14 protein-coding genes are annotated in these 25799 nt (G+C 63.1%); 6 read left to right on the top strand and 8 right to left on the bottom strand.

Translation table 11 applies throughout. The features are described from left to right. Window positions 1–198 precede the first annotated feature (198 nt). The 8 genes from AC6LJY_RS21640 to leuC form a co-directional block, all read right to left on the bottom strand. Window positions 199–864 (bottom strand): phosphoribosylanthranilate isomerase, encoded by a 666-nt coding sequence (locus tag AC6LJY_RS21640; RefSeq protein WP_498136707.1) that lies wholly within the window; start codon window positions 862–864, stop codon window positions 199–201. A 68-nt stretch (window positions 865–932) separates the two neighbouring features. Next, window positions 933–2132 (bottom strand): TRAP transporter substrate-binding protein, encoded by a 1200-nt coding sequence (locus AC6LJY_RS21635; RefSeq protein WP_498136706.1) that lies wholly within the window; start codon window positions 2130–2132, stop codon window positions 933–935. 60 nt (window positions 2133–2192) lie between these two features. Beyond that, window positions 2193–3002, bottom strand: a complete 810-nt coding sequence (gene truA, locus AC6LJY_RS21630) for a tRNA pseudouridine(38-40) synthase TruA (RefSeq protein ID WP_498136705.1) — start codon at window positions 3000–3002, stop codon at window positions 2193–2195. 3 nt (window positions 3003–3005) lie between these two features. Continuing rightward, window positions 3006–5201, bottom strand: coding sequence for a type IV pilus assembly protein FimV (locus AC6LJY_RS21625; protein ID WP_498136704.1), 2196 nt, complete (start codon window positions 5199–5201; stop codon window positions 3006–3008). A gap of 259 nt (window positions 5202–5460) precedes the next feature. Beyond that, window positions 5461–6591: an aspartate-semialdehyde dehydrogenase gene (gene asd / locus AC6LJY_RS21620; protein WP_046807554.1), complete on the bottom strand. Its 1131-nt coding sequence runs from the start codon at window positions 6589–6591 to the stop codon at window positions 5461–5463. 234 nt (window positions 6592–6825) lie between these two features. Beyond that, the gene (gene leuB, locus AC6LJY_RS21615; RefSeq protein ID WP_046807555.1) at window positions 6826–7902 is read right to left on the bottom strand and encodes a 3-isopropylmalate dehydrogenase; all 1077 of its coding nucleotides are present in this window, start codon (window positions 7900–7902) and stop codon (window positions 6826–6828) included. A 29-nt stretch (window positions 7903–7931) separates the two neighbouring features. Continuing rightward, window positions 7932–8582, bottom strand: coding sequence for a 3-isopropylmalate dehydratase small subunit (gene leuD / locus AC6LJY_RS21610; RefSeq protein ID WP_006218698.1), 651 nt, complete (start codon window positions 8580–8582; stop codon window positions 7932–7934). 26 nt (window positions 8583–8608) lie between these two features. After that, on the bottom strand, window positions 8609–10012 hold the full coding sequence (leuC, locus tag AC6LJY_RS21605; RefSeq protein WP_046807556.1) for a 3-isopropylmalate dehydratase large subunit: 1404 nt from the start codon (window positions 10010–10012) through the stop codon (window positions 8609–8611). 519 nt (window positions 10013–10531) lie between these two features. Between leuC and AC6LJY_RS21600 the strand changes: the two genes are divergently transcribed. From AC6LJY_RS21600 to AC6LJY_RS21575, 6 genes are all read left to right on the top strand, one after another. Then, window positions 10532–12043, top strand: a complete 1512-nt coding sequence (locus AC6LJY_RS21600) for a TolC family outer membrane protein (RefSeq protein WP_046807557.1) — start codon at window positions 10532–10534, stop codon at window positions 12041–12043. 24 nt (window positions 12044–12067) lie between these two features. Beyond that, on the top strand, window positions 12068–12280 hold the full coding sequence (locus AC6LJY_RS21595) for a hypothetical protein (protein WP_006218695.1): 213 nt from the start codon (window positions 12068–12070) through the stop codon (window positions 12278–12280). Further along, entirely contained in the window at window positions 12264–14429 is a 2166-nt protein-coding gene (locus tag AC6LJY_RS21590; protein WP_413815387.1) for a type I secretion system permease/ATPase, read from the top strand. The genes AC6LJY_RS21595 and AC6LJY_RS21590 overlap by 17 nt, the downstream gene beginning before the upstream one ends. A 7-nt stretch (window positions 14430–14436) precedes the next feature. Then, a complete protein-coding gene (locus tag AC6LJY_RS21585) occupies window positions 14437–15858 on the top strand; it encodes an HlyD family type I secretion periplasmic adaptor subunit (protein ID WP_046807559.1) in 1422 nt (473 codons plus the stop codon). Between the two features lie 19 nt (window positions 15859–15877). Further along, window positions 15878–16534, top strand: a complete 657-nt coding sequence (locus AC6LJY_RS21580; protein ID WP_046807560.1) for a helix-turn-helix transcriptional regulator — start codon at window positions 15878–15880, stop codon at window positions 16532–16534. 84 nt (window positions 16535–16618) lie between these two features. Further along, window positions 16619–25799, top strand: a 9181-nt coding sequence (locus AC6LJY_RS21575; protein WP_498136703.1) for a retention module-containing protein, incomplete at its 3' end; no start/stop codon positions are given.

Below are 25799 nucleotides of genomic sequence, written 5' to 3'. Positions count from 1 at the left end.
ATTGCCTTGGCAATTTGCTTCCGCTTGCCCAACTGAATACCAATTCGAATGGCTTTCAGTACCCGATTCGTTCAGTTCGATTTATTAAGCATGTCATGCATCAAAACCGCTTTATGACCGCTTCCAAACCGCTTCGGCTACCGGCAGCTACCGCCAATTTTTACTGGCAAGCAACTGCACACCAACGCAACTACAGCACTACTTTTTTCCCTTCATTTTCGCGTCTGCGGCGTGTGCCGCATCAACGAAGAACGAGATTCTATCAGAACTTTTTATTCCTTGCTCAAGCTCGACGCCGCTGCTCACATCGACGGCCCAGGGCCTGACTTGCTCGATCGCCTGGCCGATGTTGTCGCCGTTCAAACCACCCGACAAAATCAGGGGACGCGACACGGGATCAGCGCGCACGTGGTCCAGCAACGCGTAGTCAAAGCCGTGACCGCTGCCACCGTATCCCGAGCTGTAGCTGTCGAACAACCACCCCGCCGCTTCGCCGAATGCGCGACAGTACGACGCCAGGTTTTCAGCGGTTTCCAAACCCGGTGCCCCCGCGCGGAATGCGCGCAGGAAGCGTTGGCCGTAGCGGGCGCAATCCTGCGGGGATTCGTCACCGTGAAATTGCAGCAGCTCAGGATGCACTTCGTCCAGCACGGCCTGTACGTCGGAAGGCGCCGGGTTCACGAACAGCGCAACGACGTCCACAAATGCGGGCACCGCACGGCGCAATTGCGCCGCGCGCGTCGGTGTCAGGCAACGCTTGCTTTTGGGGTAGAAGACAAAGCCGATGGCATCGACGCCGGCCGAAACGGCGGCTTCAATGTCCTGTTCGCGGGTCAATCCGCAGATTTTGATGCGTGTACGCATGGCATTAACGATCAGTGGCCCGATGAAAAATCGGTGTATCAGTATATCGCGCAAGGTCTGGGCGGCGATCAGCCGGCCGGCTGGCCCAGTGTGGCGATCATCGAGTCAAAGCCGCCCTCGGCGACGCGGAACCAGGGCACTTCCTTATCTCGGAAAGCGACCATGCTGTCGTACAGCTTTTTGAACATCGGATCCTTGGCGCCCAGCTCTTTATAAGCCGCCAACGAGGCGTCATAGCAGGCTTGCAGCACCGGTTTGGGAAACGCCTTGAGCTGCGCGCCGCGCGAGACCAGACGACGCAACGCGTCCGGATTGCCCGCGTCGTACTTCGCAATCATGTTGGCGGTTGCCATGCGGCACGCCAACGCCAGGGCCGACTGATACGGCTTGGGCAGTTCGTCGTAGGCGTCCTGGTTCACGTACAGCGACAACTGCAAGGTGCCGGCCCACCAACCCGGGAAGTAATAATTGCGCGCCACCTTATACAGCGCAAGGCTTTCATCGTCGTAAGGACCAACCCAGGCCACTGCGTCCACGACGCCCTGCTCCAATGCGGCGTACGTGTCGGCCACCGGCACATCGACAGGCGTGGCGCCCAACCGCGCCAGCACGTGCCGGGCAAATCCGCTGGCCTTGATCTTCAAGCCGCGCAAGTCGTCCACGGTCTTGACCTCGCCCCGGAACCACCCGCCCATCTGCGCACCGGTGTAGCCACAAGGGAAGTTCACGATGTTGTACTTGTCGAACAGCACACGCGTCAGCGCCAAGCCTTCGCCCTGAAGCATCCAGGCGTTCATCTGCCGGGTGTTCAGCCCGAACGGAACGCCGGCGTCGAAACTCAGCGCAGGGTCTGTATCGAAGTAGCGCGTCGATGCGGTGTGCCCGCAGTCCACGACACGATGCTGCACGGCTTCAAGCACTTGGCCAGGCTGGACCAGATCGCCTGCCGGGAAAATCTGTATCGTGAAACGGCCGTCGGTCACTTCGGACACATACCGCGCCACATCTTCCGCGCCAGCGAACAAGGTGGGCGATTCGCTTGGAAAGCTGGACGCAAGCCGCCATGCGACCGTGGGCGCCTGCTCTGTGCTGGGCGGCGTCTGTTGTGCGACGGGTGGTGTCTGTTGTGCGACGGCCGGCGTCTGCTGTGCGAGGACTGGCTCCTGTTGTTCGATGGCCGTCGCCTGTTGTGCGATGGCCGGCGCGGCCAACGCGGCGCTGCCTGCCGCGCCGAGGGCGGCTTGTTTCAAAAACGCGCGGCGTTGCATGGCAATGGTTCCTTTAAGCGCATGGAAGGCGCGATGGCGACGGCGGCTTCCTGGTAATTCCTAATAAGACTGCGTAAACGGCGACAACAACGTCGAGCCGCCATCCAGCTCTTCCAAGCCGAACTCGGCGGGGTAATCAATGGCCGCCAAGTACAGGCCGTCGGGCGCGAAGGTGGGCGCTCCGCGCGTACGGTCACGCCAGGACAGCAGTTGCGCCATCCAGTCCACCGATTCCCTGCCCTGCCCCACTTGCAGCAGCGCGCCCATGATGTTGCGAACCATGTGATGCAAAAACGCGTTCGCCTTCAAGGTGAAAACCAGGAACGGCCCGCGTTCCGCGATTTCCAGCCGGTGCATGTGGCGCACCGGATGCTTGGCCTGACATTGCGAAGAACGGAAGCTTGAAAAATCGTGTTCGCCAACCAGGGCCTGCGCGGCGGCACGCATGGCTTGCACATCCAGCGGTTGAAAGCACCAACCGGCCCGCCCGGCCCACAGAGCCGGCCGCACCCGGCCGCGCCACAGCAGGTACACATAGGTGCGGGCGCGCGCGGAAAAACGCGCATGAAATTCGTCGGACACTTGTTGCGCCCATTGCACCGACACGCTGGACGGCAGAAACGCATTCACACCGCGTACCCAGGACTCCATGCGCCGGTCCAACTCGGTGTCCAGGTGTACCACCTGCATCGCGCCGTGCACCCCGGTATCGGTGCGGCCCGCGCATATCGTGGGCACTACGCCCTGCACGCCGGAGAATTTTGCCAAGGCAGACTCCAGTGTGTCCTGCACCGTTTGCCGGTGCGGCTGCGTCTGCCAACCCTGCCAAGCGGAGCCGTCATACGCCAGCCCCAATGCAACTCTAGACATCGTTCAAACCCGTGGACCGCTGACTCGGCGCGGTTCGTCCGTGGGCGGTTCGTCCAGGTCGAGATTGATCGTATCGAGCTTGCGGTTCAGCGCTGCCGTGTCCAGCACCGGCTCGTTAAAGGCGTAGGTATCCTCGTCATCGTCGTCGCGACGCGCGCCGGCGCGACGCAGCAGCCAGGCGATCGCGAAGGCGATCAACGCCAACAAGGCGGTAACGATGACGAGCAGATTGTCCGCCAGCCAGCTGGGCATGCTGCTGGAGAGGTCCTTGGCATTGTCGGGCGGCGTGCCCGCACGGGCGCTGTCCGAGGAGGATGCACCGGGAGCGCCGGCGACACCCGGCGCGCCGGGTGAGCCGGTGGCGCCTGGAGAGCCGGCGGCGCCTGGAGAGCCTGCGGCGCCGGTTGCGCCCGCTACCCCTGGGGTTGCGGCGCTACCGGCCCCGCCCGGTGTGCCGGCCGGACCCGCCGCGCCCGCGGGCGCCGTGGCGCCCGCAACGCCAGACGCGGCCGGGCTACCGGACGTACCGGTCACGCCAGCCGCACCGGCCGCGCCGGTATTATTCGTCGAACCCGCACCGCCTGGGGTGCCCGCTGCGCCGGGAGTACCTGGGGCGCCGGGAGTGCCCGCTGCACCCGGAGTACCGGCTGCGCCGGAACTGCCCGCCGTACCTGGGGTACCAGCTGCGCCAGAAGCGCCCGCTGCACCTGGGGTACCCGCCGCGCCAGAAGCGCCCGTTGCACCCGGGGTACTGGCCGCGCCGGAAGCGCCCGCTGCACCTGGGGTACCAGCCGCGCCGGAAGCGCCCGTTGCACCCGGGGAACCGGCCGCGCCGGAAGCGCCCGCTGCACCTGGGGTACCAGCCGCGCCAGAAGCGCCCGTTACACCTGGGGTACCGGCCGCGCCGGAACTGCCCGTCGCGCCGGGAGCGCCCGCCGTGCCCGGAGCACCAGTTGCGCCCGGAGTACCGGCTGCACCCGAACCGCCTGCCGCACCGGAACCGCCCGTCGCACCGGAACCGCCTGCCGCACCGGAACCGCCCGTCGCACCGGAACCGCCCGTCGCACCGGAAGCGCCCGTCACGCCCGTGCCCCCTGCGCTTGCGGAGGCTCCCGCACCGCCCGCCGCGCCGGTGCCGCCCGCGCCCGAGGTTCCCGAACCGCCCTGCTGCGCCACGGCCTTGTTCAACTCGTCCACATTGCTTTGCAGCTGATTCACGCGGCCTTCAACGTCTTTCAGTGCGCGCTCGTTCGATGTCTTCGCGTCGGCTTGCGCATCCGCCTGCGCGACCGCGCCTCCTGCCGCCAGCCCGGTCGACAAGCGCACACGGTCCTGGGTTGGAGCGGGCGTTGCCACGCCCGTATCACCAGGTTGCGCCACGGAGCCGGATGCCGCGTCCTGCCCCTTCACCACCGACGGATTGGCGCCTGCCGCCGCGCCGACCCTGGCGCGGTACTTGGCAAACGCTTCGGCATGTTCGTTAAAGATGCGGCGCGCTTCGGCCGGATCAATCGCACGAACCGTGGCCGCATCCGGAATCTTCAGCTTTTGCCCGGCGCGCACCAGGTTCATGTTGTTCTGAATAAAGGCGTCTGGATTCGCGCGCCACAACGCCACCAGCATCTGATACACCGAGGCGTTGGGCACCGCGTTGCGCTGCGCAATGGCAAAGAGATTGTCGCCCTGCTTCACATTGACCGTCGCGGTACTGCCCCCCGCGCGCGCCGTGCCGCCCACCGAGGCCGGCGTCACGTCCGCGCCGGTGCCGCGCAGAGGCACCAATACGCTGACCTGCACCTGGCGCTGGCCGGAACTTGAAGTGATGTCCAAGAGCAGGTCGACCGCGCCGCTGGCCGGCGGCTGCGTGCCGCGCACGCGTAGGTTCTTGCGCGTGGCGTCGATGCCGTCTTCAATGCGGACCACCATGCTGGCCAACGGCACCGGCGGCTTCAGGCCGGCGCGCTGCCAGGCGGCTTCATCCGCCACCGACACCTTCAACGACGACACCTCATCCGGCGTCAATTCCTGCAAACCAACCACCGCCTGCAACGGCGCGCCCGGTGCCGACACCACGCGGGAATGCCCGACCCGCATGGCCAGCGCCGAACTGCACATGCTCGACCCAATCGCCAACGCGATCGCCCATTGAAGGGTTTTCAAACGGCGGGCATGCTTCACATGGCGCGAACGCTGGGTCATAAGCTGGAATTCCGTTCTTGTAGTCGAATTACGGGCTGGCCGGGTCGCGCCACATATTAGCGAAACAGGCCTCAATTCACGGGAAAAGTGTAATGGATGATGCCGGTTTCACAAACCTGAAAGGCGCTTCGGCGTTGGCTCTCGGGCACATCCGCCGCTTCCCTTTTACGATTGTCCAAACGTCAAGGGCACCCGAAGGTGCCCTTGCTTGTCTACACGGCCGATCAAACCACTTTTATCGACCGTCCACACCTGCGCGTCAGGCTTCGGCCAGCGCGATGCGCAGCATGCGGCGCAGCGGTTCGGCAGCGCCCCACAGCAGTTGGTCGCCCACCGTGAAGGCGCCCAGGTATTGCGAGCCCATCGACAGCTTGCGCAGGCGGCCAACCGGGATGTCCAGCGTGCCGGTCACGGCAACCGGGGTCAGCGCCGAAACCGTCGCTTCCTTGGTGTTGGGAACCACCTTGGCCCATTGCGTGCCTTGCGCGATCAGTGCTTCGATCTCGTCCAGCGGCACATCGCGCTTGAGCTTGATGGTCAGGGCCTGGCTATGGCAGCGCATGGCGCCGATGCGCACGCACAGACCGTCGATCGGGGTGGCGGGCGTGCCGAAGGCGGCGCCGCGGCCCAGGATCTTGTTGGTCTCGACTTCGGCCTTCCATTCTTCCTTGGACATGCCGTCGCCCAGATCCTTGTCGATCCAGGGAATCAGGTTGCCGCCCAGCGGAACGCCAAAGTGTTCGTGCGGCAGCGACGCATCTTTCTGCTTGGCCAGCACGCCACGATCGATAGCCAGAATGGCCGACGCCGGATCGTCCAGCAAGGGCTTGACGGCCTGGTTGATCTCGCCGAATTGGGTCAGCAGTTCGCGCATGTGCTGCGCGCCGCCGCCGGACGCCGCCTGGTAGGTCATGGACGTCATCCATTCCACCAGGTCGTTGTTGAACAGGCCGGCCAGGCCCATCAGCATGCAGCTGACCGTGCAGTTGCCGCCGATGAAGTTGCGCACGCCGCGCTTGAGCGCCGCGTCGATGACCGGGCGGTTGACCGGGTCCAGGACGATGATGGCGTCTTCTGCCATGCGCAAGGTGCTGGCCGCATCAATCCAGATGCCGTTCCAGCCCGCGCCGCGCAGCTTGGGATAAACCTCGGACGTGTAGTCGCCGCCTTGAGCCGTCAGAATAATCGGCAGTTTTTTCAGAGCATCAATGTCGTAGGCATTTTGCAACGGGCCCGCGCCTTCGGCCCACGTGGGCGCGGCGCCGCCAGCATTGCTGGTGGAAAAGAACACCGGTTCGATCAGTGCGAAGTCGTTCTCGTCGCGCATGCGTTGCATGAGCACCGAGCCGACCATTCCGCGCCAGCCGACAAGGCCTACTGCTTGATTCATTTCAATCGCTCTATAAAGGTGGAGACAAGGTCCGGGTAGAAAAAGTCGTGCAATTCAACAATTTATCAGAATGCACGCGCGTATGTTGCGGCGCAGCTAGAAAAAATTGGGGCCGGAAGACCGCCCAATGGCTTTCGCGGCGCCGTCACAACACGGGCGAAAAAAGGGCCGCTACCTGCAGCGGCCCCTTCCAAGATGGGGCGGCGCCGCAAGGGCGCGCCCCTTGCCCGGCGATCAGGCCAAGGCTTTGAGCACGGCGTCGCCCATGGCGGCCGTGGTGACCTTCGTGGTGCCCGCTTCAAAGATGTCGGCGGTACGCAGGCCGTCGGCCAGCACGCGGCGCACGGCGGCTTCGATGCGGTCGGCTTGCGGTGCAAGGTTCAGCGAATAGCGCAGCAACATGGCGGCGGACAAGATGGTTGCCAACGGGTTGGCGATGCCCTTGCCCGCGATGTCCGGGGCCGAACCGTGGCTGGGTTCGTACAGGCCCTGGCCGCCGGCGTTCAAAGAGGCGGACGGCAACATGCCGATCGAACCCGTCAGCATCGCCGCTTCGTCCGACAGGATGTCGCCGAACAGGTTGCCCGTAACGATCACGTCGAACTGGCGCGGGTTGCGCACCAACTGCATCGCGGCGTTGTCGACGTACATGTGCGACAACTCTACGTCCGGATATTCGCGCGCCACTTCAATGACGATATCGCGCCAGAACTGCGAGGTTTCAAGCACGTTGGCCTTGTCCACGCTGCACAGCTTCTTGTTGCGCTTTTGCGCCGACTCGAAGCCGATGCGCGCGATGCGGCGCACTTCGGATTCGGCGTAGCGCATGGTGTCGTAGCCTTCGCGCTCGCCCGCAAACGAGCCGTCGGGTGACGAACGGACGCCGCGCGGCGTGCCGAAATAGATGTCGCCCGTCAGTTCACGAATGATCAGGATGTCCAGGCCGGACACGATCTCGGGCTTGAGCGACGATGCGCTGGCCAGCTCGGGGTACAGGATGGCCGGACGCAGGTTGGCGAACAGGCCCAGCGCCTTGCGCAGGCCCAGAATGGCTTGTTCCGGACGGAACTCGCGCGGCAGGCTGTCGTACTTCCAGTCGCCAACGGCGCCGAACAGCACGGCGTCGGATTCCTTGGCCAGCTTGAGCGTGGCCGGGGGCAGCGGGTGTTCGAACTGGTCGAACGCGGCGCCACCAACGGGCGCCTGCTTGATGTCGAACGGCACGTCCAGCGCTTGAAGCACGCGTACGGCCTGTTCGACGATTTCCGGTCCGATGCCGTCACCCGGCAAGACTGCAATGTTGTGGGTCATTTGAAAGCGATCCTGTGATCAGAATGGGTTCAGGCGATGGGACGGCTTTCCAGCCAGGGGTGGCGGGCCAGGCGTTCGGCCTCAAAGGCGCGGATCTTGTCGGAATGGCGCAGCGTCAGGCCGATATCGTCAAAGCCGTTCAGCAGGCAGTATTTGCGGAACGGTTCGATATCGAAGCCCATCGCGCGGCCGTCCGCGGCGATCACGACCTGGCGGTCCAGGTCGATTTGCAGCTTGTAATTCGGGAACGCCTTGACTTCGTCGAACAGGCGGGCCACTTCCAATTCAGACAGCACGATCGGCAGCAGGCCGTTCTTGAAGCTGTTGTTGAAAAAGATGTCGGCATACGACGGCGCGATGATCGCGCGAAAGCCGTACTGCGTCAGCGCCCAGGGCGCGTGCTCGCGACTGGAGCCGCAGCCGAAGTTCTTGCGCGCCAACAGAATCGAGGCGCCTTGGTAGCGGGGCTGGTTCAGCACGAAATCCGGGTTCAGAGGACGCTTGCTGTTGTCCATGCCAGGTTCGCCGTGATCCAGATAGCGAAGCTCGTCGAACAGGTTGGGGCCGAAACCGGTGCGCTGGATCGACTTGAGGAACTGCTTGGGAATGATGAGGTCCGTGTCGACGTTTTCACGGTCGAGCGGAGCCACCAGGCCTTCGTGAGTGGTAAATGCTTGCATGATGTCGGTACTCGGTGCGTGATCGCTTAACGGAACGTGCGGACGTCGACGAAGTGGCCGGCCACGGCGGCGGCGGCGGCCATCGCGGGGCTGACCAGATGCGTGCGGCCACCCTGACCTTGCCGGCCTTCGAAATTACGGTTCGACGTCGACGCGCAACGTTCACCCGGTTCAAGGCGATCGGCGTTCATGGCCAGGCACATCGAACAGCCCGGTTCGCGCCATTCGAAACCGGCTTCGATGAAAATCTTGTCCAGCCCTTCGCGTTCGGCTTGTTGCTTGACTAGGCCAGAGCCCGGCACAACCATGGCTTGACGCACATTGGAAGCCACGCGCTTGCCGCGCGCCACGGCGGCAGCCGCGCGCAGGTCTTCGATGCGTGAGTTCGTGCACGAGCCAATGAACACGCGGTCCACGCGGATGTCGGTCAGGGGCGTGTTGGGCTTCAAGCCCATGTATTGCAACGCGCGTTCCATGCCGCTGCGGCGCACATCGTCTTTTTCGCGGTCGGGGTCCGGCACGCGGGAATCCACCGGCAACACCATTTCGGGCGACGTGCCCCAGGTGACCTGCGGCTTGATGTCGCGCGCGTTCACTTCCACCACCGTGTCGAACTTGGCGCCTTCGTCGGTGTGCAGCGTGCGCCAGTACTTGACGGCCTGGTCCCACACCACGCCCGTGGGCGCGAAGGGGCGGCCACGGAAATATTCAACGGTCTTGTCGTCGACCGCCACCATGCCCGAGCGCGCGCCGGCTTCAATCGCCATGTTGCACACGGTCATGCGGCCTTCCACGGACAGGGCGCGGATGGTGCTGCCCGCGAATTCAATGGCGTGACCCGTGCCACCGGCCGTGCCGATGATGCCGATGATGTGCAGCACCACGTCTTTGGCCGTACAGCCAAAAGGCAAGTCGCCGTCGACCTTGATGAGCATGCTCTTGGCTTTCTTCATCAGCAGCGTCTGCGTGGCCAGCACGTGCTCGACCTCGGACGTGCCGATACCGAATGCCAGTGCGCCCAGCGCGCCGTGGGTGCTGGTGTGCGAATCGCCACAGACCACGGTCATGCCCGGCAACGTGGCGCCCTGCTCGGGGCCAATCACGTGCACGATGCCTTGGCGCAAGTCGTTCATGCGGAATTCGGTAATGCCGTATTTCTCGCAGTTGGCGTCCAGCGTGTCCACTTGCAGCCGCGAGATCGGGTCGTCAATGCCCTGTGCGCGGTTCAGCGTCGGCACGTTGTGGTCGGCCACCGCCAGGTTGGCGCCGGTGCGCCAGGGCTTGCGGCCGGCAATCGCCAGACCTTCGAAGGCCTGCGGGCTGGTGACTTCGTGCACCAGATGGCGATCGATATAGAGCAGACAGGTGCCGTCTGATTCCTGGTGGACGATGTGGGCGTCCCAGAGTTTGTCGTAAAGGGTTTGGGCCATGGATGCGCTCTGCAAATAGACAGTCCGGCTTGAGCCTCGCACGGTTGATCAGCAAATCGCTTCCGTGCCGGCCACTGCGGCATGCGGGAATTATGCCCAGGCTCTGAACCTAGTACAACCACACCATACATACTAGTACCACCACTACCATGTTGGTTACGGAATCTGTCCCCGCAATCTCGGTAAATAGCACTCGGAGCACTGTGGAAAATTAATCACAAATTACAAATTCGATAAGAGAAATCAGATACAGAATTATCAAACCGATATAATCCTGTTTCACTACAGACACGTCACTTTCGAAATAATACGAAATAAACCGTATTAATAAAGTTGGCACCTTTTCACGGCCTGTGAAGTTCGTGCAAATTCAGTCAAATTAGGTGATGTTGCGCGAAGAAACGTTGTGGCGAGTCATTTTGCCTTCTGCAAGACTTAACAAATCTTGACTAGGGAAATATGACATTTACATACAATATGGCCGCCATTCAATCCCACTCCGACACGCGAATAATCACTATGGCTTCGTTTTTGATCAAACGCACGACTTCGCTTCTCGCCTTGGCTTTTGTTCCCGCCGCTTTTGCCCAGCCCACCCCGCCCGCCGCTCAAGGCGCGCCGGCCGCCACCGTATCCACGGTGACGCTGAATCAGGTTGTTGAGCAGACGCTGTTGAGCAACCCGGAAATCCAGGCCAAGTATCACGACTTCCAGGCGTCGCTGGAAGGTCAGTCGGTTGCACGCGCCGCCTTCTTCCCGCAAATCAATGCGCAGGGCTATGTAGGCCGCGAATATCGCAGCAACGTGCCGGACGTGGGATCGCAACGCTGGAGCCGCCCGGGCTACAACGTTGAGCTGCGCCAGTTGATTTTTGACGGCTTCCGCACCAGCAACGACGTCAAACAGGCGGGCTTTGACAAGCTGGCGCGCTTCTATGACGTATTGGCTACCAGCGACAGCACCGCGTTCGCCGCCGTGCAGGCGTATATCGACCTGCAACGCTACCGCGACATGGAACTGTTGGCCCGCCAGAACTATTCGCTGCACGAAGAAACGCTGAAGCAGATCGGCGAACGCACCGAATCCGGCGTGGGCCGCCGCGTTGACCTGGAACAGGCAGGCGGCCGCCTGTCGCTGGCCCAGACCAACCTGATGACCGAAACCGCCAACCTGCTGGACGTGCAGCAGCGCTTTCAGCGCGTGACCGGCGCTTTCCCGCCCGAAGCCATGCAGCCGCCGCCCGACATCGCCGCCAAGCTGCCCGTCAAGCCGGGCGACTTCAACGAGTCGCTGCGCCGCAACCCCAGCTTCCTGTCCAAGCAAGCCGGGTTGCAAGCCGCGCAAGCCGGCGTGGCCTCGTCCAAGGGCGCTTTCTCGCCCAAGTTTGAATTCGTGGCGTCCTCGGGCCGTGACCAGAACGACCCCACGCCGGAAACGCGCGACATCCAAAGCTCCAGCGTGCAAGTTGTGATGAGCTACAACCTGTACCGCGGCGGCGCGGATTCGGCCCGCGTGCGTCAAACCGCCGCGCAGTCGTACGCCGCGCGCGACATCCGCGACTACACCTGCCGCAACGTGCAGCAGGACCTGGCCGTGGCCTGGAACAACATCACCAGCCTGAGCCAGAAGCTGCCGTTCCTGCGCGACCACGAAGTGGCCACGACCAAGGTACGTGACGCATATCGACAACAGTTCCAGATTGGCCAGCGCTCGCTGCTGGACTTGCTTGACACTGAAAACGAACTGTTCGAGTCGCGCCGCGCATTGACCAACGGCTTGTATGACCTCAAGCTTGCGCAGTACCGCTGGCTGGCGCTGTCGCATGCGCTGTTGCCCGCGCTGTCGCTGCAACCCGCGCGCAACGAGATGCCCGAGGAAAACGGCAAACTGGAGGTAACCGACGAAGTGATCAAGCTTTGCAATTCGACGGTCCCCGACTCTGCCCGCCTGGCTCCCGTGCGCGTTCAATACAACGAAGGCACGCTGCCGCCCACGCTCGTGCCGCTGAACGCACCCACCGCCAAGCCTTGAAGGCGGCGGGCGCAAGGAGGCCATATGACGCCCCAGGGCAACGAATTTTCGCAGTTGGACGCGGACTTTGTCCGCGTTCTTGAAGACCTGATCGACGCCTTGATCGCCAATGGCACCTTGCGCATGACAGACCTGCCTATCCAGGCACAGCAAAAGCTTTCCCAGCGCAAGCAGCAACGCGCGCGCCTCTCGGAACACCTAGACCTCTTGGATGACGAAGATGGACAAGTTATCTGAAAAGGCGGCGCGTGAATGGCGCGCCGACGCCCGAGCGGCGCATGACGACCCGTTGCTGGACTGCCTGGTTGAAATTACGCGCCTGCATGGCGTGACCGCCACGGCGCAGGCGCTGTCCGCCGGCCTGCCCCTGGAAGAACACCGCCTGACCCCTGCCCTGCTGCCGCGCGCCGCGGCGCGGGCCCAACTTTCCGCGCGCGTGGTCAAGCGCACGCTGGACAGCATTTCCCCCGACCTTCTGCCCGCCATCTTGCTGTTGCAAGGCGAACGCGCCTGCCTGCTGCTGAAAAAAGAAGACGGCAAATATGTGGTCAGCCATCCCGAGCTTGGCGGCAGTTCCGTCGAGATGACGCCCGAAGCCCTGGCCGCGCAATACACCGGCCTGGTCTGCTTCGTGCGTCCGCAATTCCGGTTCGACGCCCGCGCGCCCGAAGTGGCCAAAGTGCGCGAACGCCATTGGTTCTGGGCGGCCATCATGGAAAACCGGCGCCTGTACCGCGATGCGCTGGTCGCCGCGCTGCTGATCAATATCTTCGCCATGGCCATGCCCTTGTTCACCATGAACGTGTATGACCGCGTGGTGCCCAACAACGCCGTTGAAACGCTGTGGGTGCTGGCTATCGGGATCACGCTGGTGGTGATTTTCAACATGGTGCTGTCGACCGCCCGTTCTCATGTGGTTGACAGTGCAAGCAAGCGCGTCGACGTGCGCCTGTCCGCGCAGATCATGGAACGCGTGCTGGACCTGCGGCTGGAAGGCCGCCCCGTGTCCGTCGGATCGTTCGCGGCCAACCTGCGGTCGTTCGAATCCATCCGTGACTTCATCGCGTCGGCCACCATCACCACGCTGGTCGACCTGCCCTTCATCCTGCTGTTCCTGGCCGCGCTGGCCTGGATATCGCCGTGGATGATCCTGCCGCCGCTGGTTGCCATCGTGCTGATTTTGCTGGTGTCGCTAGCCGCACAGGCACGCATGGAAGCGCTGACGATGGCCAGCTTCCAGGCCAGCTCACAGCGCAACGCGACACTGGTCGAAGCGCTGACCGGCCTGGAGGCGGTCAAGACGCTGAACGCCCAAGGCTCGGTGCAACGCAACTGGGAACGCGCCACGGAATTCATCGCGCAGACAGGCGGCAAGCTCAAGCTGATTTCGTCGTCCACCGTCGGCTTTGTGCAAGCGATCCAGCAACTGGTGTCGATCGCCGTGGTGATCATCGGCGTGTACCAGGCGCAGGAATCGGCCATGTCCATGGGCGGCATCATCGCCGCATCCATGATCGCCAGCCGCTGCCTGGCGCCGCTGGGCCAGGTTGCCGGGCTGTTGATGCAATACCAGAACGCCCGCACCTCGCTGGGTTCCATCGACAACTATATGAAGCTGCCGATTGAACGCCCGGCCGAAGCCGAATTCCTGCACCGCCCCGTGTTCCATGGCGGCCTGGAATTTCGCGACGTCACCTTCGCCTACCCCGGCAGCACGCAGCCGGTACTGAAGAAGGTGTCGTTCAAGCTCAAGCCCGGTGAAAAGGTCGGCATCATCGGCCGCATCGGCTCGGGCAAGACCACGCTGGAGAAGCTGGCGCTGGCGCTGTATCAGCCCACCGAAGGCGCTGTGCTGCTGGACGGTGTGGACGTGCGCCAGATCGACCCGGCCGACGTGCGCCGCGCCATCGGCCATGTGCCGCAAGACCCCACGCTGTTCTACGGCAGCCTGAAACACAACCTGGCCATGGGCGCGCCCTACGCCGACGACGCCAGCATCCTGGCCGCCGCCAACCTGGCCGGCGTGACGGACTTTGCCAACCTGCATCCCAACGGCTTCGACATGGTCATCGGCGAACGCGGCGAATCGCTGTCGGGCGGCCAACGCCAGTCCGTCGCCGTCGCCCGCGCGCTGATCAACGACCCGCCGATCCTGCTGCTGGATGAACCCAGCAGCAACATGGACCACCAGAGCGAAGCGCAGTTACGCAAGCGGCTGGGCGAGGCCAGCGCCACCAAGACAATCCTGCTGGTCACGCACCGCACCGCGCTGCTGGACCTGGTGGACCGCCTGATCGTGATCGATAACGGTCACATCGTTGCGGACGGCCCCAAGGAGCAAGTTGTCGAAGCACTGCGTCAAGGACGCGTTGGACGCGGGAGTTAAGGGCGCCATGCTGAAAAATCCTGGAGAGACCCGGCACGGCCTGCTGGGCACCCTGTGGCGCAAATTGCGCAACGTCTTCGTATTCTTCTTTGACCGGTTGCTGGACGGCACCGAAAAAGGCAAGCGGGAAAAGCGCTCGGACTATGTCGGCAATGCCGAATGGGTGATCCAGGAGTCGCAGGCCCGCAGCTCGCGCGTGCTGCTGTGGGTAGCGCTGCTGGCGACCTTCCTGCTGATCGTCTGGGCCGCCACCGGCAGCATCGACGAAGTGGTTCGCGGCGAAGGCAAGGTTGTGCCGTCGCGCCAAGTGCAGATCATCCAAAGCCTGGACGGCGGCATCGTCGAGGAAATCCTGGTCCGCCCGGGCCAGGAAGTCCAGGCCGGCCAGACCCTGCTGAAAATTGATTCCACGCGCTTTGCCTCTTCCCTGGGCGAGAACAACGCGGAATACCTGTCGCTGCTGGCCAAGTCCGCCCGCTTGCAGGCCTTGGCCACCGGCGAACCTTTCGTGGCGCCGGAAGAAGTGCTGAAGCAGGCGCCCGGCCTGGCTGAAATGGAACGCAACGCCTGGCAAGCGCGCAACACCGAGCTGAACGCCACCATCAACGTGGCGCGCGAACAGCTCAAGCAACGCCAGGAAGACCTGCGCGAAACCATCGCCAAGCGCGATCAAGCCTCGGCCAGTTGCGCACTGACATCGCGTGAATTGCAGGTGACCCGGCCGTTGCTCAAGAGCGGCGCCGTGTCCGAAGTGGACCTGCTGCGCCTGCAACGCGACGTGGCGCGGTATTGCGGCGAGCAAAAAGGCGCCGAGGCGCAGATTGACCGGTTCCAGGCGTCGATCAAGGAAGCGCAAAGCAAGCTGGAAGAGTCCGAGCTCAATATTCGCAACCAGGCCCGCAGCGAACTGTCCGAGACCAACACCAAGCTGTCGACCCTGCGCCAGGGCAAGCTGGCCCTGGCCGACCGCGTGAAGCTGGCCGAAGTGCGTGCGCCGCTGGCCGGCACCATCAAGACGCTGTTCAACAACACCGTCGGCGGCGTGGTGCAGCCGGGCAAGGACATTATCGAGATCGTGCCCAAGGACGACACGCTGCTGCTGGAAGTGCGCATCCAGCCGCGCGACATCGGTTTCCTGCATGCCGACCAGAAGGCGGAAGTGAAGTTCACCGCCTACGACTTCGCCATCTACGGCGGCCTGGAAGGCAAGGTCGAACAGATCGGCGCCGACACGGTCACCGACGAAAAAGGCAATTCCTATTACGTGGTGCGGGTCCGCACGGACCGCAGCACCGTGGGCGACAAACTATTGCCCATCATCCCCGGGATGGTGGCCGAGGTTCATATCCTGACGGGTAAACGCACCGTGTTGCAGTACCTGCTCAAACCGATTCTGCGTGCCAAGGCAAATGCCTTCACCGAACGTTAAAGGAGAGCTGCAAGGCTTTATGAAACCCGTTCCCGTCTTGTTGATTACGCACGACGACCTGCTCTGGCAACACTGGCGCGCGTTGGATTCCACGCGCTGGCTGGCTGCCCGCGGGCGCGGCCTGGCCGACCTGCAACGCTGGCGAGAGCAAGGCCGCACGCTGGCCGTGCTGGATACCGACGTGCCGCGCTTGCCGTCGTGGCAGGATCCCAGCTGGGGCCCTGCCCTGGCCGGCCTGCATCTGGTGGTCGCCAGCCCCAGCCCCAATGACGAGCAAGGCACGCAAGCGCTGGGCGCGGGCGCCCATGGCTATTGCCACAGCTACGCGCCCGCCGCCGCGCTGTCGCAAGCGCTGGAAGTGGTCTTGTCCGGTGGGATATGGATGGGCCGCTCTTTGGTGGCGCGTTTGCTAAAGCTGGTCACCGAGCGCGCCCAGGATTCGCATTCCTGGGACAACGGCCTGCTGACCGAGCGCGAGATCACCGTGGCGCGCTACGCCGCCAGCGGTCAGGCCAACGCGCAGATCGCCGAGGCCCTGGGCATCACCGAACGCACGGTCAAGGCGCATCTTTCCGCCGTCTTTGAAAAGCTGGGCGTGTCCGATCGCCTTCAACTTGCCCTGCTGGTGCACGGCATTTCAGCGCCGGCCGACACACGCAGCAAAATTACTTCCTGAAACTGTCCTTAAGGACAATATCGCGCCCGCCCGGCGCTCTTTAGTATCTGGCCATCTTGGATAACTCCCTGAAACGGAACCCACATGGCCAACACTACTCCCGCAGTCGTCAATGAAATCTCCGGTCGCGCGTGGATACGCAACAGCGACGGCTCGCTGACCGAACTGCATCAAGGCAGCAAAGTCCCCGCCGGCAGCGACATCGTTACGGCTTCGGGCGCCACGGTTTCCCTTCAGGTTGAAAACGGCATGCCGATCGTGATCGGCGAAAGCCGTGAAGTCGCCGTCAACGGCGACATCACGGGCCCCTTGGCCGACCCCAGCGAAGCCGCGCTGACGCCGCCCACCGGCACGGATTCCGATCGCCTGCTGGCCGCGTTGCAGGCCGGCCGCGACCCGTTTGACGAACTGGACCCCACCGCCGCCATCGTGGCCGGCGGCGGCGATGCCGGCGGCAGCAGCTTCGTGCGCCTGGCCCGCATCCTGGAAACCACCACGCCGCTGGACCTGGCCTACGCCAACCCCGGCCGCGGTGACGACACCCTGCCCCGCGCCGGCGCCGCCGGCGCCACGGGCGACAACAACGGCGATGCCGCTGTCCCGGCAGCGACCAACAGCGCCCCGTCCGCACTGAACGATGCCAGCACGGGCGACCAGAACGCGGTCCAGCGCGGCAACCTGCTCAGCAACGACAGCGATCCCGACGGCGATCCCCTGGCCATCGTGTCGGTCAGCGGCCGGCCCATGACCGCGGGCGGCGTCACCGTCAACGGCTCCAACGGCGGCACCTTTACCGTTCTGCCCGACGGCAGCTACGTCTTCACGCCCGGCACGGGCTTCCAGAACCTGCCCGCCGGCCAGACCGCCACCAGCACGATTTCGTACACGGTCACCGATCCTAGCGGCGCAACGTCCACCGCCACCGTCGAAGTGACGATTGTCGGCGTGAACGACCCGGCCCAGATCACCCCGGCCAACGCAGGCGACGACGCCGGCACGGTCAAGGAAGACACCACCTTCACCGCGAACGGCAAGCTGAACGTCACCGACGTGGACGACGGCGAAGCGCGCTTTGTCGTGCAATCCGGCCAGGCCGGCCAGCACGGCACGTTCTCGATCGACGCCAGCGGCGCGTGGGTCTACAACCTGAACAACAACGACACCCGCGTGCAAGCGCTGGCCGTTGGCGAGACCCTGACCGAGACCTTCACGGTCACCACGGCTGACGGCACGACCGGCACGGTCACCGTCACCATCCAGGGCACCAACGACGTCCCCACGATCAGCGGCCAAGCCGCCGGCGCGGTCACCGAAGACACGGCGCTGGTCGCCACCGGCAAGCTGAACGTGGCTGACGTCGACACGTCCGACACGCACACGTGGTCCGTCAACGACAATGGCGCCGGCCAATACGGCGCGCTGACGATTGCGGCCGACGGCACGTGGACCTACAACCTGGCTAACGCCAACCCCACCGTCCAGGCACTGATCGCCGGCCAGACCTTGACCGAGACGTTCACCGTCACGGTCAACGACGGCAACGGCGGCGTGACGACGCAAGTGGTCACCGTCACGATCAACGGCACGGATGACGGCGCGATCATTACCCCGGGGGCACCGGGTGCTGACGCGGGCCAGGTCGTCGAAGACGAGAAGCTGTCGGTCGGCGGCAAGTTGGAAGTCACCGACCCGGACGCGGGTCAAGCGGTGTTCCAGGTTCAGACGAACGCCACCACCACGCACGGCACGTTCTCGATCGATGCCAACGGCAACTGGACGTACAACCTGAATAACAGCGATCCGGCCGTCCAAGGCTTGGGCGCTGGCAAGACGCTGTCGGAAACCATTACGGTCACGACGGCGGACGGCACGACGGGCCAAGTGGTGGTCACGATCGTCGGGACCAACGACATCCCGGTCCTGACGGGCAAGGCCGACGGTGCAGTCACGGAAGACGGCAGCCTTGTCGTCTCCGGCAAGCTCGATGTGGCTGACGTTGACACGACCGACACCCACACCTGGACCGTTAACAATGACGGCAAGGGTACGTACGGTTCCTTCTCCGTTGATGGCAACGGCAACTGGACATACAACCTGGACAACGCCAACAAGGACGTCCAAGGTCTGAAGACCGGTCAGTCGATCACCGAAACGTTTACGGTTACGGTCGATGACGGCAACGGTGGTGTGGTTACCAAGGATGTGACGGTCACGATCAATGGTACCGATGACGGCGCGATCATTACGCCTTCCACCCCTGACAGCGACAAGGGCGAAGTCATCGAAGACAAGACGCTCTCCGTCGGTGGCAAGCTTGACGTCACGGACCCGGACGCTGGTCAAGCGGTGTTCCAGGCTCAAACCAACACCGCTGGCCAACACGGCACGTTCTCCGTCGACGCCAACGGCGCGTGGACCTACAACCTGACCAACAGCGACCCGGCCGTCCAAGGTTTGGGCGCTGGCAAGACCCTGACCGAAACCTTCACGGTCACCACCGCTGACGGCACGACGGGTCAAGTCGTCGTCACCATCGTCGGCACCAACGACATCCCGGTCCTGACCGGCAAGGCTGATGGTGCAGTTACCGAAGATGGCACGCTGGTTGCCACCGGCAAGCTGGATGTCGCGGACGTTGATACGACCGATACCCACACCTGGACCGTTAACAACGAGGGCAAGGGCACCTACGGCTCCTTCTCCGTCGACGGCAACGGCAACTGGACGTACAACCTGGACAACGCCAACAAGGATGTCCAGGGTCTGAAGACGGGCCAATCGATCACCGAGACCTTCACCGTTACGGTCGATGACGGCAATGGCGGTGTAGTCACCAAGGATGTAACGGTCACGATCAACGGCACGGACGACGGCGCGATCATTACGCCTTCTACCCCTGACAGCGACAAGGGCCAAGTCATTGAAGACGAGACGCTCTCTGTTGACGGCAAGCTCAACGTCACGGACCCGGACGCCGGCCAAGCCGTGTTCCAAGTTCAAACGAACGCGCCTGGCCAACACGGCACGTTCTCTGTCGACGCCAACGGCAACTGGACGTACAACCTGACCAACAACGACCCGGCCGTCCAAGGCTTGGGTGCTGGCAAGACACTGACCGAGACCTTCACGGTTACGACCGCTGACGGCACGACCGGTCAAGTCGTGGTCACCATCGTCGGCACCAACGACATCCCGGTTCTGACCGGCAAGGCTGATGGTGCAGTTACCGAAGATGGCACGCTGGTGGCCACCGGCAAGCTGGATGTGGCCGACGTTGACACGACCGATACCCACACCTGGACCGTTAACAATGACGGCAAGGGTACGTACGGTTCGTTCTCGGTCGACTCGTCGGGCAACTGGACCTACAACCTGGACAACGCCAACAAGGATGTCCAAGGTCTGAAGACCGGTCAGTCGATCACCGAGACGTTTACGGTTACGGTCGATGACGGCAACGGCGGCGTGGTCACTAAGGATGTGACGGTCACGATCAACGGTACCGATGACGGCGCGATCATTACGCCCGCTACGCCTGACAGCGACAAGGGCCAAGTCATTGAAGACGAGACGCTCTCTGTTGACGGCAAGCTCAACGTCACCGATCCGGACGCCGGCCAAGCCGTGTTCCAAGTTCAGACGAACGCGCCCGGCCAACACGGCACGTTCTCCGTCGACGCGAACGGCGCATGGACGTACAACCTGACCAACAACGACCCGGCCGTCCAAGGTTTGGGCGCCGGCAAGACCCTGACCGAGACCTTCACGGTTACGACGGCTGACGGCACGACGGGTCAAGTCGTGGTCACCATCGTCGGTACCAACGACATCCCGGTGCTGACCGGCAAGGCTGATGGTGCAGTTACCGAAGATGGCAGCCTGGTCGCCACCGGCAAGCTGGATGTGGCCGACGTTGACACGACCGATACCCACACCTGGACCGTCAACAACGATGGCAAGGGTACGTACGGTTCGTTCTCGGTCGACTCGTCGGGCAACTGGACCTACAACCTGGACAACGCCAACAAGGATGTTCAAGGTCTGAAGACGGGCCAATCGATCACCGAGACCTTCACCGTTACGGTCGATGACGGCAATGGCGGTGTAGTCACCAAGGATGTGACGGTCACGATCAACGGCACGGACGACGGCGCGATCATCACGCCCGCTACCCCTGACAGCGACAAGGGCGAAGTCGTCGAAGACAAGACGCTCTCCGTGGGTGGCAAGCTTGACGTCACCGATCCGGACGCCGGCCAAGCCGTGTTCCAAGTTCAGACGAATGCGCCCGGCCAACACGGCACGTTCTCCGTCGACGCCAACGGCGCGTGGACCTACAACCTGACCAACAACGACCCGGCTGTCCAAGGCCTGGGCACTGGTAAGACGCTGACCGAAACGTTCACCGTCACCACCGCTGACGGCACGACCGGTCAAGTCGTGGTCACCATCGTAGGCACCAACGACATCCCGGTCCTGACCGGTAAGGCTGATGGTGCAGTTACCGAAGACGGCACGCTGGTTGCCACCGGCAAGCTGGATGTCGCCGACGTTGACACGACCGACACGCACACCTGGACCGTTAACAACGATGGCAAGGGCACGTACGGTTCGTTCTCGGTCGACTCGTCGGGCAACTGGACGTACAACCTGGACAACGCCAACAAGGACGTCCAAGGTCTGAAGTCCGGTCAGTCCATTACCGAGACGTTCACCGTCACGGTGGACGACGGCAACGGCGGCGTAGTGAGCAAGGACGTTACGGTCACGATCAATGGTACCGATGACGGCGCGATCATCACGCCCTCTACGCCTGACAGTGACAAGGGCGAAGTCGTCGAAGACAAGACGCTCTCCGTGGGTGGCAAGCTTGACGTCACGGACCCGGACGCCGGCCAAGCCGTGTTCCAAGTTCAGACGAACGCGCCCGGCCAACACGGCACGTTCTCCGTCGACGCCAACGGCGCATGGACCTACAACCTGACCAACAACGACCCGGCTGTCCAAGGCCTGGGCGCTGGCAAGACCCTGACCGAGACCTTCACGGTTACGACCGCTGACGGCACGACGGGTCAAGTCGTGGTCACCATCGTCGGCACCAACGACATCCCGGTCCTGACCGGCAAGGCTGATGGTGCAGTTACCGAAGATGGCACGCTGGTTGCCACCGGCAAGCTCGATGTGGCCGACGTCGACACGACCGATACCCACACCTGGTCCGTCAACAATGACGGCAAGGGCACCTACGGCTCCTTCTCCGTTGATGGCAACGGCAACTGGACGTACAACCTGGACAACGCCAACAAGGACGTCCAAGGTCTGAAGACGGGCCAATCCATCACCGAAACGTTCACCGTCACCGTCGATGACGGCAACGGCGGCGTGGTCACCAAGGATGTGACCGTCACGATCAACGGCACGGACGACGGCGCGATCATTACGCCCGCTACGCCTGACAGTGACAAGGGCCAAGTCATCGAAGACGAGACGCTCTCCGTGGGTGGCAAGCTTGACGTCACGGACCCGGACGCCGGCCAAGCCGTGTTCCAAGTTCAGACGAACGCGCCCGGCCAACACGGCACGTTCTCCGTCGACGCCAACGGCGCGTGGACGTACAACCTGACCAACAGCGACCCGGCCGTCCAAGGCTTGGGTGCTGGCAAGACGCTGACTGAAACGTTTACCGTCACCACCGCTGACGGTACGACCGGTCAGGTCGTCGTCACCATCGTCGGTACCAACGACATCCCGGTGCTGACCGGCAAGGCCGATGGCGCCGTCACCGAAGACGGTTCGCTGGTTGCCACCGGCAAGCTGGATGTGGCCGACGTTGACACGACCGATACCCACACCTGGACCGTTAACAACGATGGCAAGGGCACCTACGGCTCCTTCTCCGTCGACGGCAACGGCAACTGGACCTACAACCTGGACAACGCCAACAAGGACGTCCAAGGTCTGAAGACGGGCCAATCCATCACCGAGACGTTCACCGTCACCGTCGATGACGGCAACGGTGGCGTGGTCACTAAGGATGTGACGGTCACGATCAACGGCACGGACGACGGCGCGATCATTACGCCCTCTACGCCTGACAGTGACAAGGGCCAAGTCATCGAAGACGAGACGCTCTCCGTCGGTGGCAAGCTTGACGTCACGGACTCGGACGCCGGCCAAGCGGTGTTCCAGGCTCAAACCAACACCGCCGGCCAACACGGCACGTTCTCTGTCGACGCCAACGGCGCGTGGACCTACAACCTGACCAACAACGACCCGGCCGTCCAAGGCCTGGGTGCTGGCAAAACGCTGACTGAAACGTTTACCGTCACCACCGCTGACGGTACGACCGGTCAAGTCGTGGTCACCATCGTCGGTACCAACGACATCCCGGTGCTGACCGGCAAGGCCGACGGCAACGTCACGGAAGACGGCACGCAGGTCGCCACCGGCAAGCTGGATGTCGCCGACGTTGATACGACCGATACCCACACCTGGTCCGTTAACAACGACGGCAAGGGCACCTACGGCTCCTTCTCCGTTGATGGCAACGGCAACTGGACGTACAACCTGGACAACGCCAACAAGGACGTCCAAGGTCTGAAGTCCGGCCAATCGATCACCGAGACGTTCACCGTCACCGTCGATGACGGCAACGGTGGTGTGGTTACCAAGGATGTGACGGTCACGATCAATGGTACCGATGACGGCGCGATCATCACGCCTTCTACCCCTGACAGCGACAAGGGCGAAGTCGTCGAAGACAAGACGCTCTCCGTGGGTGGCAAGCTCGACGTCACCGATCCGGACGCCGGCCAAGCCGTGTTCCAAGTTCAAACGAACGCGCCTGGCCAACACGGCACGTTCTCTGTCGACGCCAACGGCAACTGGACCTACAACCTGACCAACAATGACCCGGCTGTCCAAGGCCTGGGCGCTGGCAAGACCCTGACCGAAACCTTCACGGTCACCACCGCTGACGGTACGACCGGTCAAGTCGTGGTCACCATCGTCGGTACCAACGACATCCCGGTTCTGACCGGCAAGGCTGATGGTGCAGTTACCGAAGACGGCACGCTGGTTGCCACCGGCAAGCTGGATGTCGCCGACGTTGACACGACCGACACGCACACCTGGACCGTTAACAACGAGGGCAAGGGCACGTACGGTTCGTTCTCCGTTGATGGCAACGGCAACTGGACGTACAACCTGGACAACGCCAACAAGGACGTCCAAGGTCTGAAGTCCGGTCAGTCCATTACCGAGACGTTCACCGTCACGGTGGACGACGGCAACGGCGGCGTAGTGAGCAAGGACGTTACGGTCACGATCAATGGTACCGATGACGGCGCGATCATCACGCCTTCTACCCCTGACAGCGACAAGGGCGAAGTCGTCGAAGACAAGACGCTCTCCGTGGGTGGCAAGCTTGACGTCACGGACCCGGACGCCGGCCAAGCCGTGTTCCAAGTTCAAACCAACACGGCCGGCCAACACGGCACGTTCTCCGTCGACGCCAACGGCGCGTGGACGTACAACCTGACCAACAGCGACCCGGCTGTCCAAGGCTTGGGCGCTGGCAAGACCCTGACCGAGACCTTCACGGTTACGACGGCTGACGGCACGACGGGTCAAGTCGTGGTCACCATCGTCGGTACCAACGACATCCCGGTGCTGACCGGCAAGGCTGATGGTGCAGTTACCGAAGACGGCACGCTGGTTGCCACCGGCAAGCTGGATGTCGCCGACGTTGACACGACCGACACGCACACCTGGACCGTTAACAACGATGGCAAGGGCACGTACGGTTCGTTCTCCGTTGATGGCAACGGCAACTGGACGTACAACCTGGACAACGCCAATAAGGATGTCCAGGGTCTGAAGACCGGTCAGTCGATCACCGAGACGTTTACGGTTACGGTCGATGACGGCAACGGCGGTGTGGTCACCAAGGATGTGACCGTCACGATCAACGGCACGGACGACGGCGCGATCATCACCCCGGGGGCTCCGGGCGCTGACAAGGGCGAAGTGATCGAAGACAAGACGCTGTCTGTTGACGGCAAGCTCGACGTCACCGATCCGGACGCCGGCCAAGCGGTGTTCCAGGCTCAAACCAACACGGCCGGCCAACACGGCACGTTCTCCGTCGACGCCAACGGCGCGTGGACGTACAACCTGACCAACAGCGACCCGGCTGTCCAAGGCTTGGGCGCTGGCAAGACGCTGACCGAGACCTTCACGGTTACGACCGCTGACGGCACGACCGGTCAGGTCGTCGTCACCATCGTCGGTACCAACGACATCCCGGTGCTGACCGGCAAGGCCGATGGCGCCGTCACCGAAGACGGCACGCTGGTTGCCACCGGCAAGCTGGATGTCGCCGACGTTGATACGACCGATACCCACACCTGGTCCGTCAACAATGACGGCAAGGGCACCTACGGCTCCTTCTCCGTTGATGGCAACGGCAACTGGACGTACAACCTGGACAACGCCAATAAGGACGTCCAAGGTCTGAAGACGGGCCAATCGATCACCGAGACGTTCACCGTCACCGTCGATGACGGCAATGGCGGTGTGGTTACTAAGGATGTGACGGTCACGATCAACGGCACGGACGACGGCGCGATCATTACGCCCGCTACGCCTGACAGTGACAAGGGCCAAGTCATCGAAGACGAGACGCTCTCCGTGGGTGGCAAGCTTGACGTCACGGACTCGGACGCCGGCCAAGCGGTGTTCCAGGCTCAAACCAACACCGCCGGCCAACACGGCACGTTCTCTGTCGACGCGAACGGCGCGTGGACGTACAACCTGACCAACAACGACCCGGCTGTCCAAGGCCTGGGCGCTGGCAAGACCCTGACCGAAACGTTCACCGTCACCACCGCTGACGGCACGACGGGTCAAGTCGTCGTCACCATCGTCGGTACCAACGACATCCCGGTCCTGACCGGCAAGGCCGATGGCGCCGTCACCGAAGACGGTTCGCTGGTTGCCACCGGCAAGCTGGATGTGGCCGACGTTGACACGACCGATACCCACACCTGGACCGTTAACAACGAGGGCAAGGGTACGTACGGTTCGTTCTCGGTCGACTCGTCGGGCAACTGGACGTACAACCTGGACAACGCCAATAAGGACGTCCAAGGTCTGAAGACGGGCCAATCCATCACCGAGACGTTCACCGTCACCGTCGATGACGGCAACGGTGGCGTGGTCACTAAGGATGTGACGGTCACGATCAACGGCACGGACGACGGCG

It is taken from the genome of Achromobacter sp. RT286_PF, assembly GCF_059760425.1.
Note: the sequence above shows the minus strand (reverse complement) of the source record. Positions and strands in the feature narration are given on the sequence as shown.

What these genes read in the sequence shown, in the direction of transcription:
- leuC (WP_046807556.1), bottom strand. Translation starts at nt 10,012, where the DNA reads ATGGCCCAAACCCTTTACGACAAACTCTGGGACGCCCACATCGTCCAC.
- AC6LJY_RS21595 (WP_006218695.1), top strand. Translation starts at nt 12,068, where the DNA reads ATGACGCCCCAGGGCAACGAATTTTCGCAGTTGGACGCGGACTTTGTC.
- AC6LJY_RS21635 (WP_498136706.1), bottom strand. Translation starts at nt 2,132, where the DNA reads ATGCAACGCCGCGCGTTTTTGAAACAAGCCGCCCTCGGCGCGGCAGGC.
- AC6LJY_RS21640 (WP_498136707.1), bottom strand. Translation starts at nt 864, where the DNA reads ATGCGTACACGCATCAAAATCTGCGGATTGACCCGCGAACAGGACATT.
- AC6LJY_RS21590 (WP_413815387.1), top strand. Translation starts at nt 12,264, where the DNA reads ATGGACAAGTTATCTGAAAAGGCGGCGCGTGAATGGCGCGCCGACGCC.
- leuD (WP_006218698.1), bottom strand. Translation starts at nt 8,582, where the DNA reads ATGCAAGCATTTACCACTCACGAAGGCCTGGTGGCTCCGCTCGACCGT.
- AC6LJY_RS21580 (WP_046807560.1), top strand. Translation starts at nt 15,878, where the DNA reads ATGAAACCCGTTCCCGTCTTGTTGATTACGCACGACGACCTGCTCTGG.
- truA (WP_498136705.1), bottom strand. Translation starts at nt 3,002, where the DNA reads ATGTCTAGAGTTGCATTGGGGCTGGCGTATGACGGCTCCGCTTGGCAG.
- AC6LJY_RS21625 (WP_498136704.1), bottom strand. Translation starts at nt 5,201, where the DNA reads ATGACCCAGCGTTCGCGCCATGTGAAGCATGCCCGCCGTTTGAAAACC.
- AC6LJY_RS21585 (WP_046807559.1), top strand. Translation starts at nt 14,437, where the DNA reads ATGCTGAAAAATCCTGGAGAGACCCGGCACGGCCTGCTGGGCACCCTG.
- asd (WP_046807554.1), bottom strand. Translation starts at nt 6,591, where the DNA reads ATGAATCAAGCAGTAGGCCTTGTCGGCTGGCGCGGAATGGTCGGCTCG.
- AC6LJY_RS21600 (WP_046807557.1), top strand. Translation starts at nt 10,532, where the DNA reads ATGGCTTCGTTTTTGATCAAACGCACGACTTCGCTTCTCGCCTTGGCT.
- leuB (WP_046807555.1), bottom strand. Translation starts at nt 7,902, where the DNA reads ATGACCCACAACATTGCAGTCTTGCCGGGTGACGGCATCGGACCGGAA.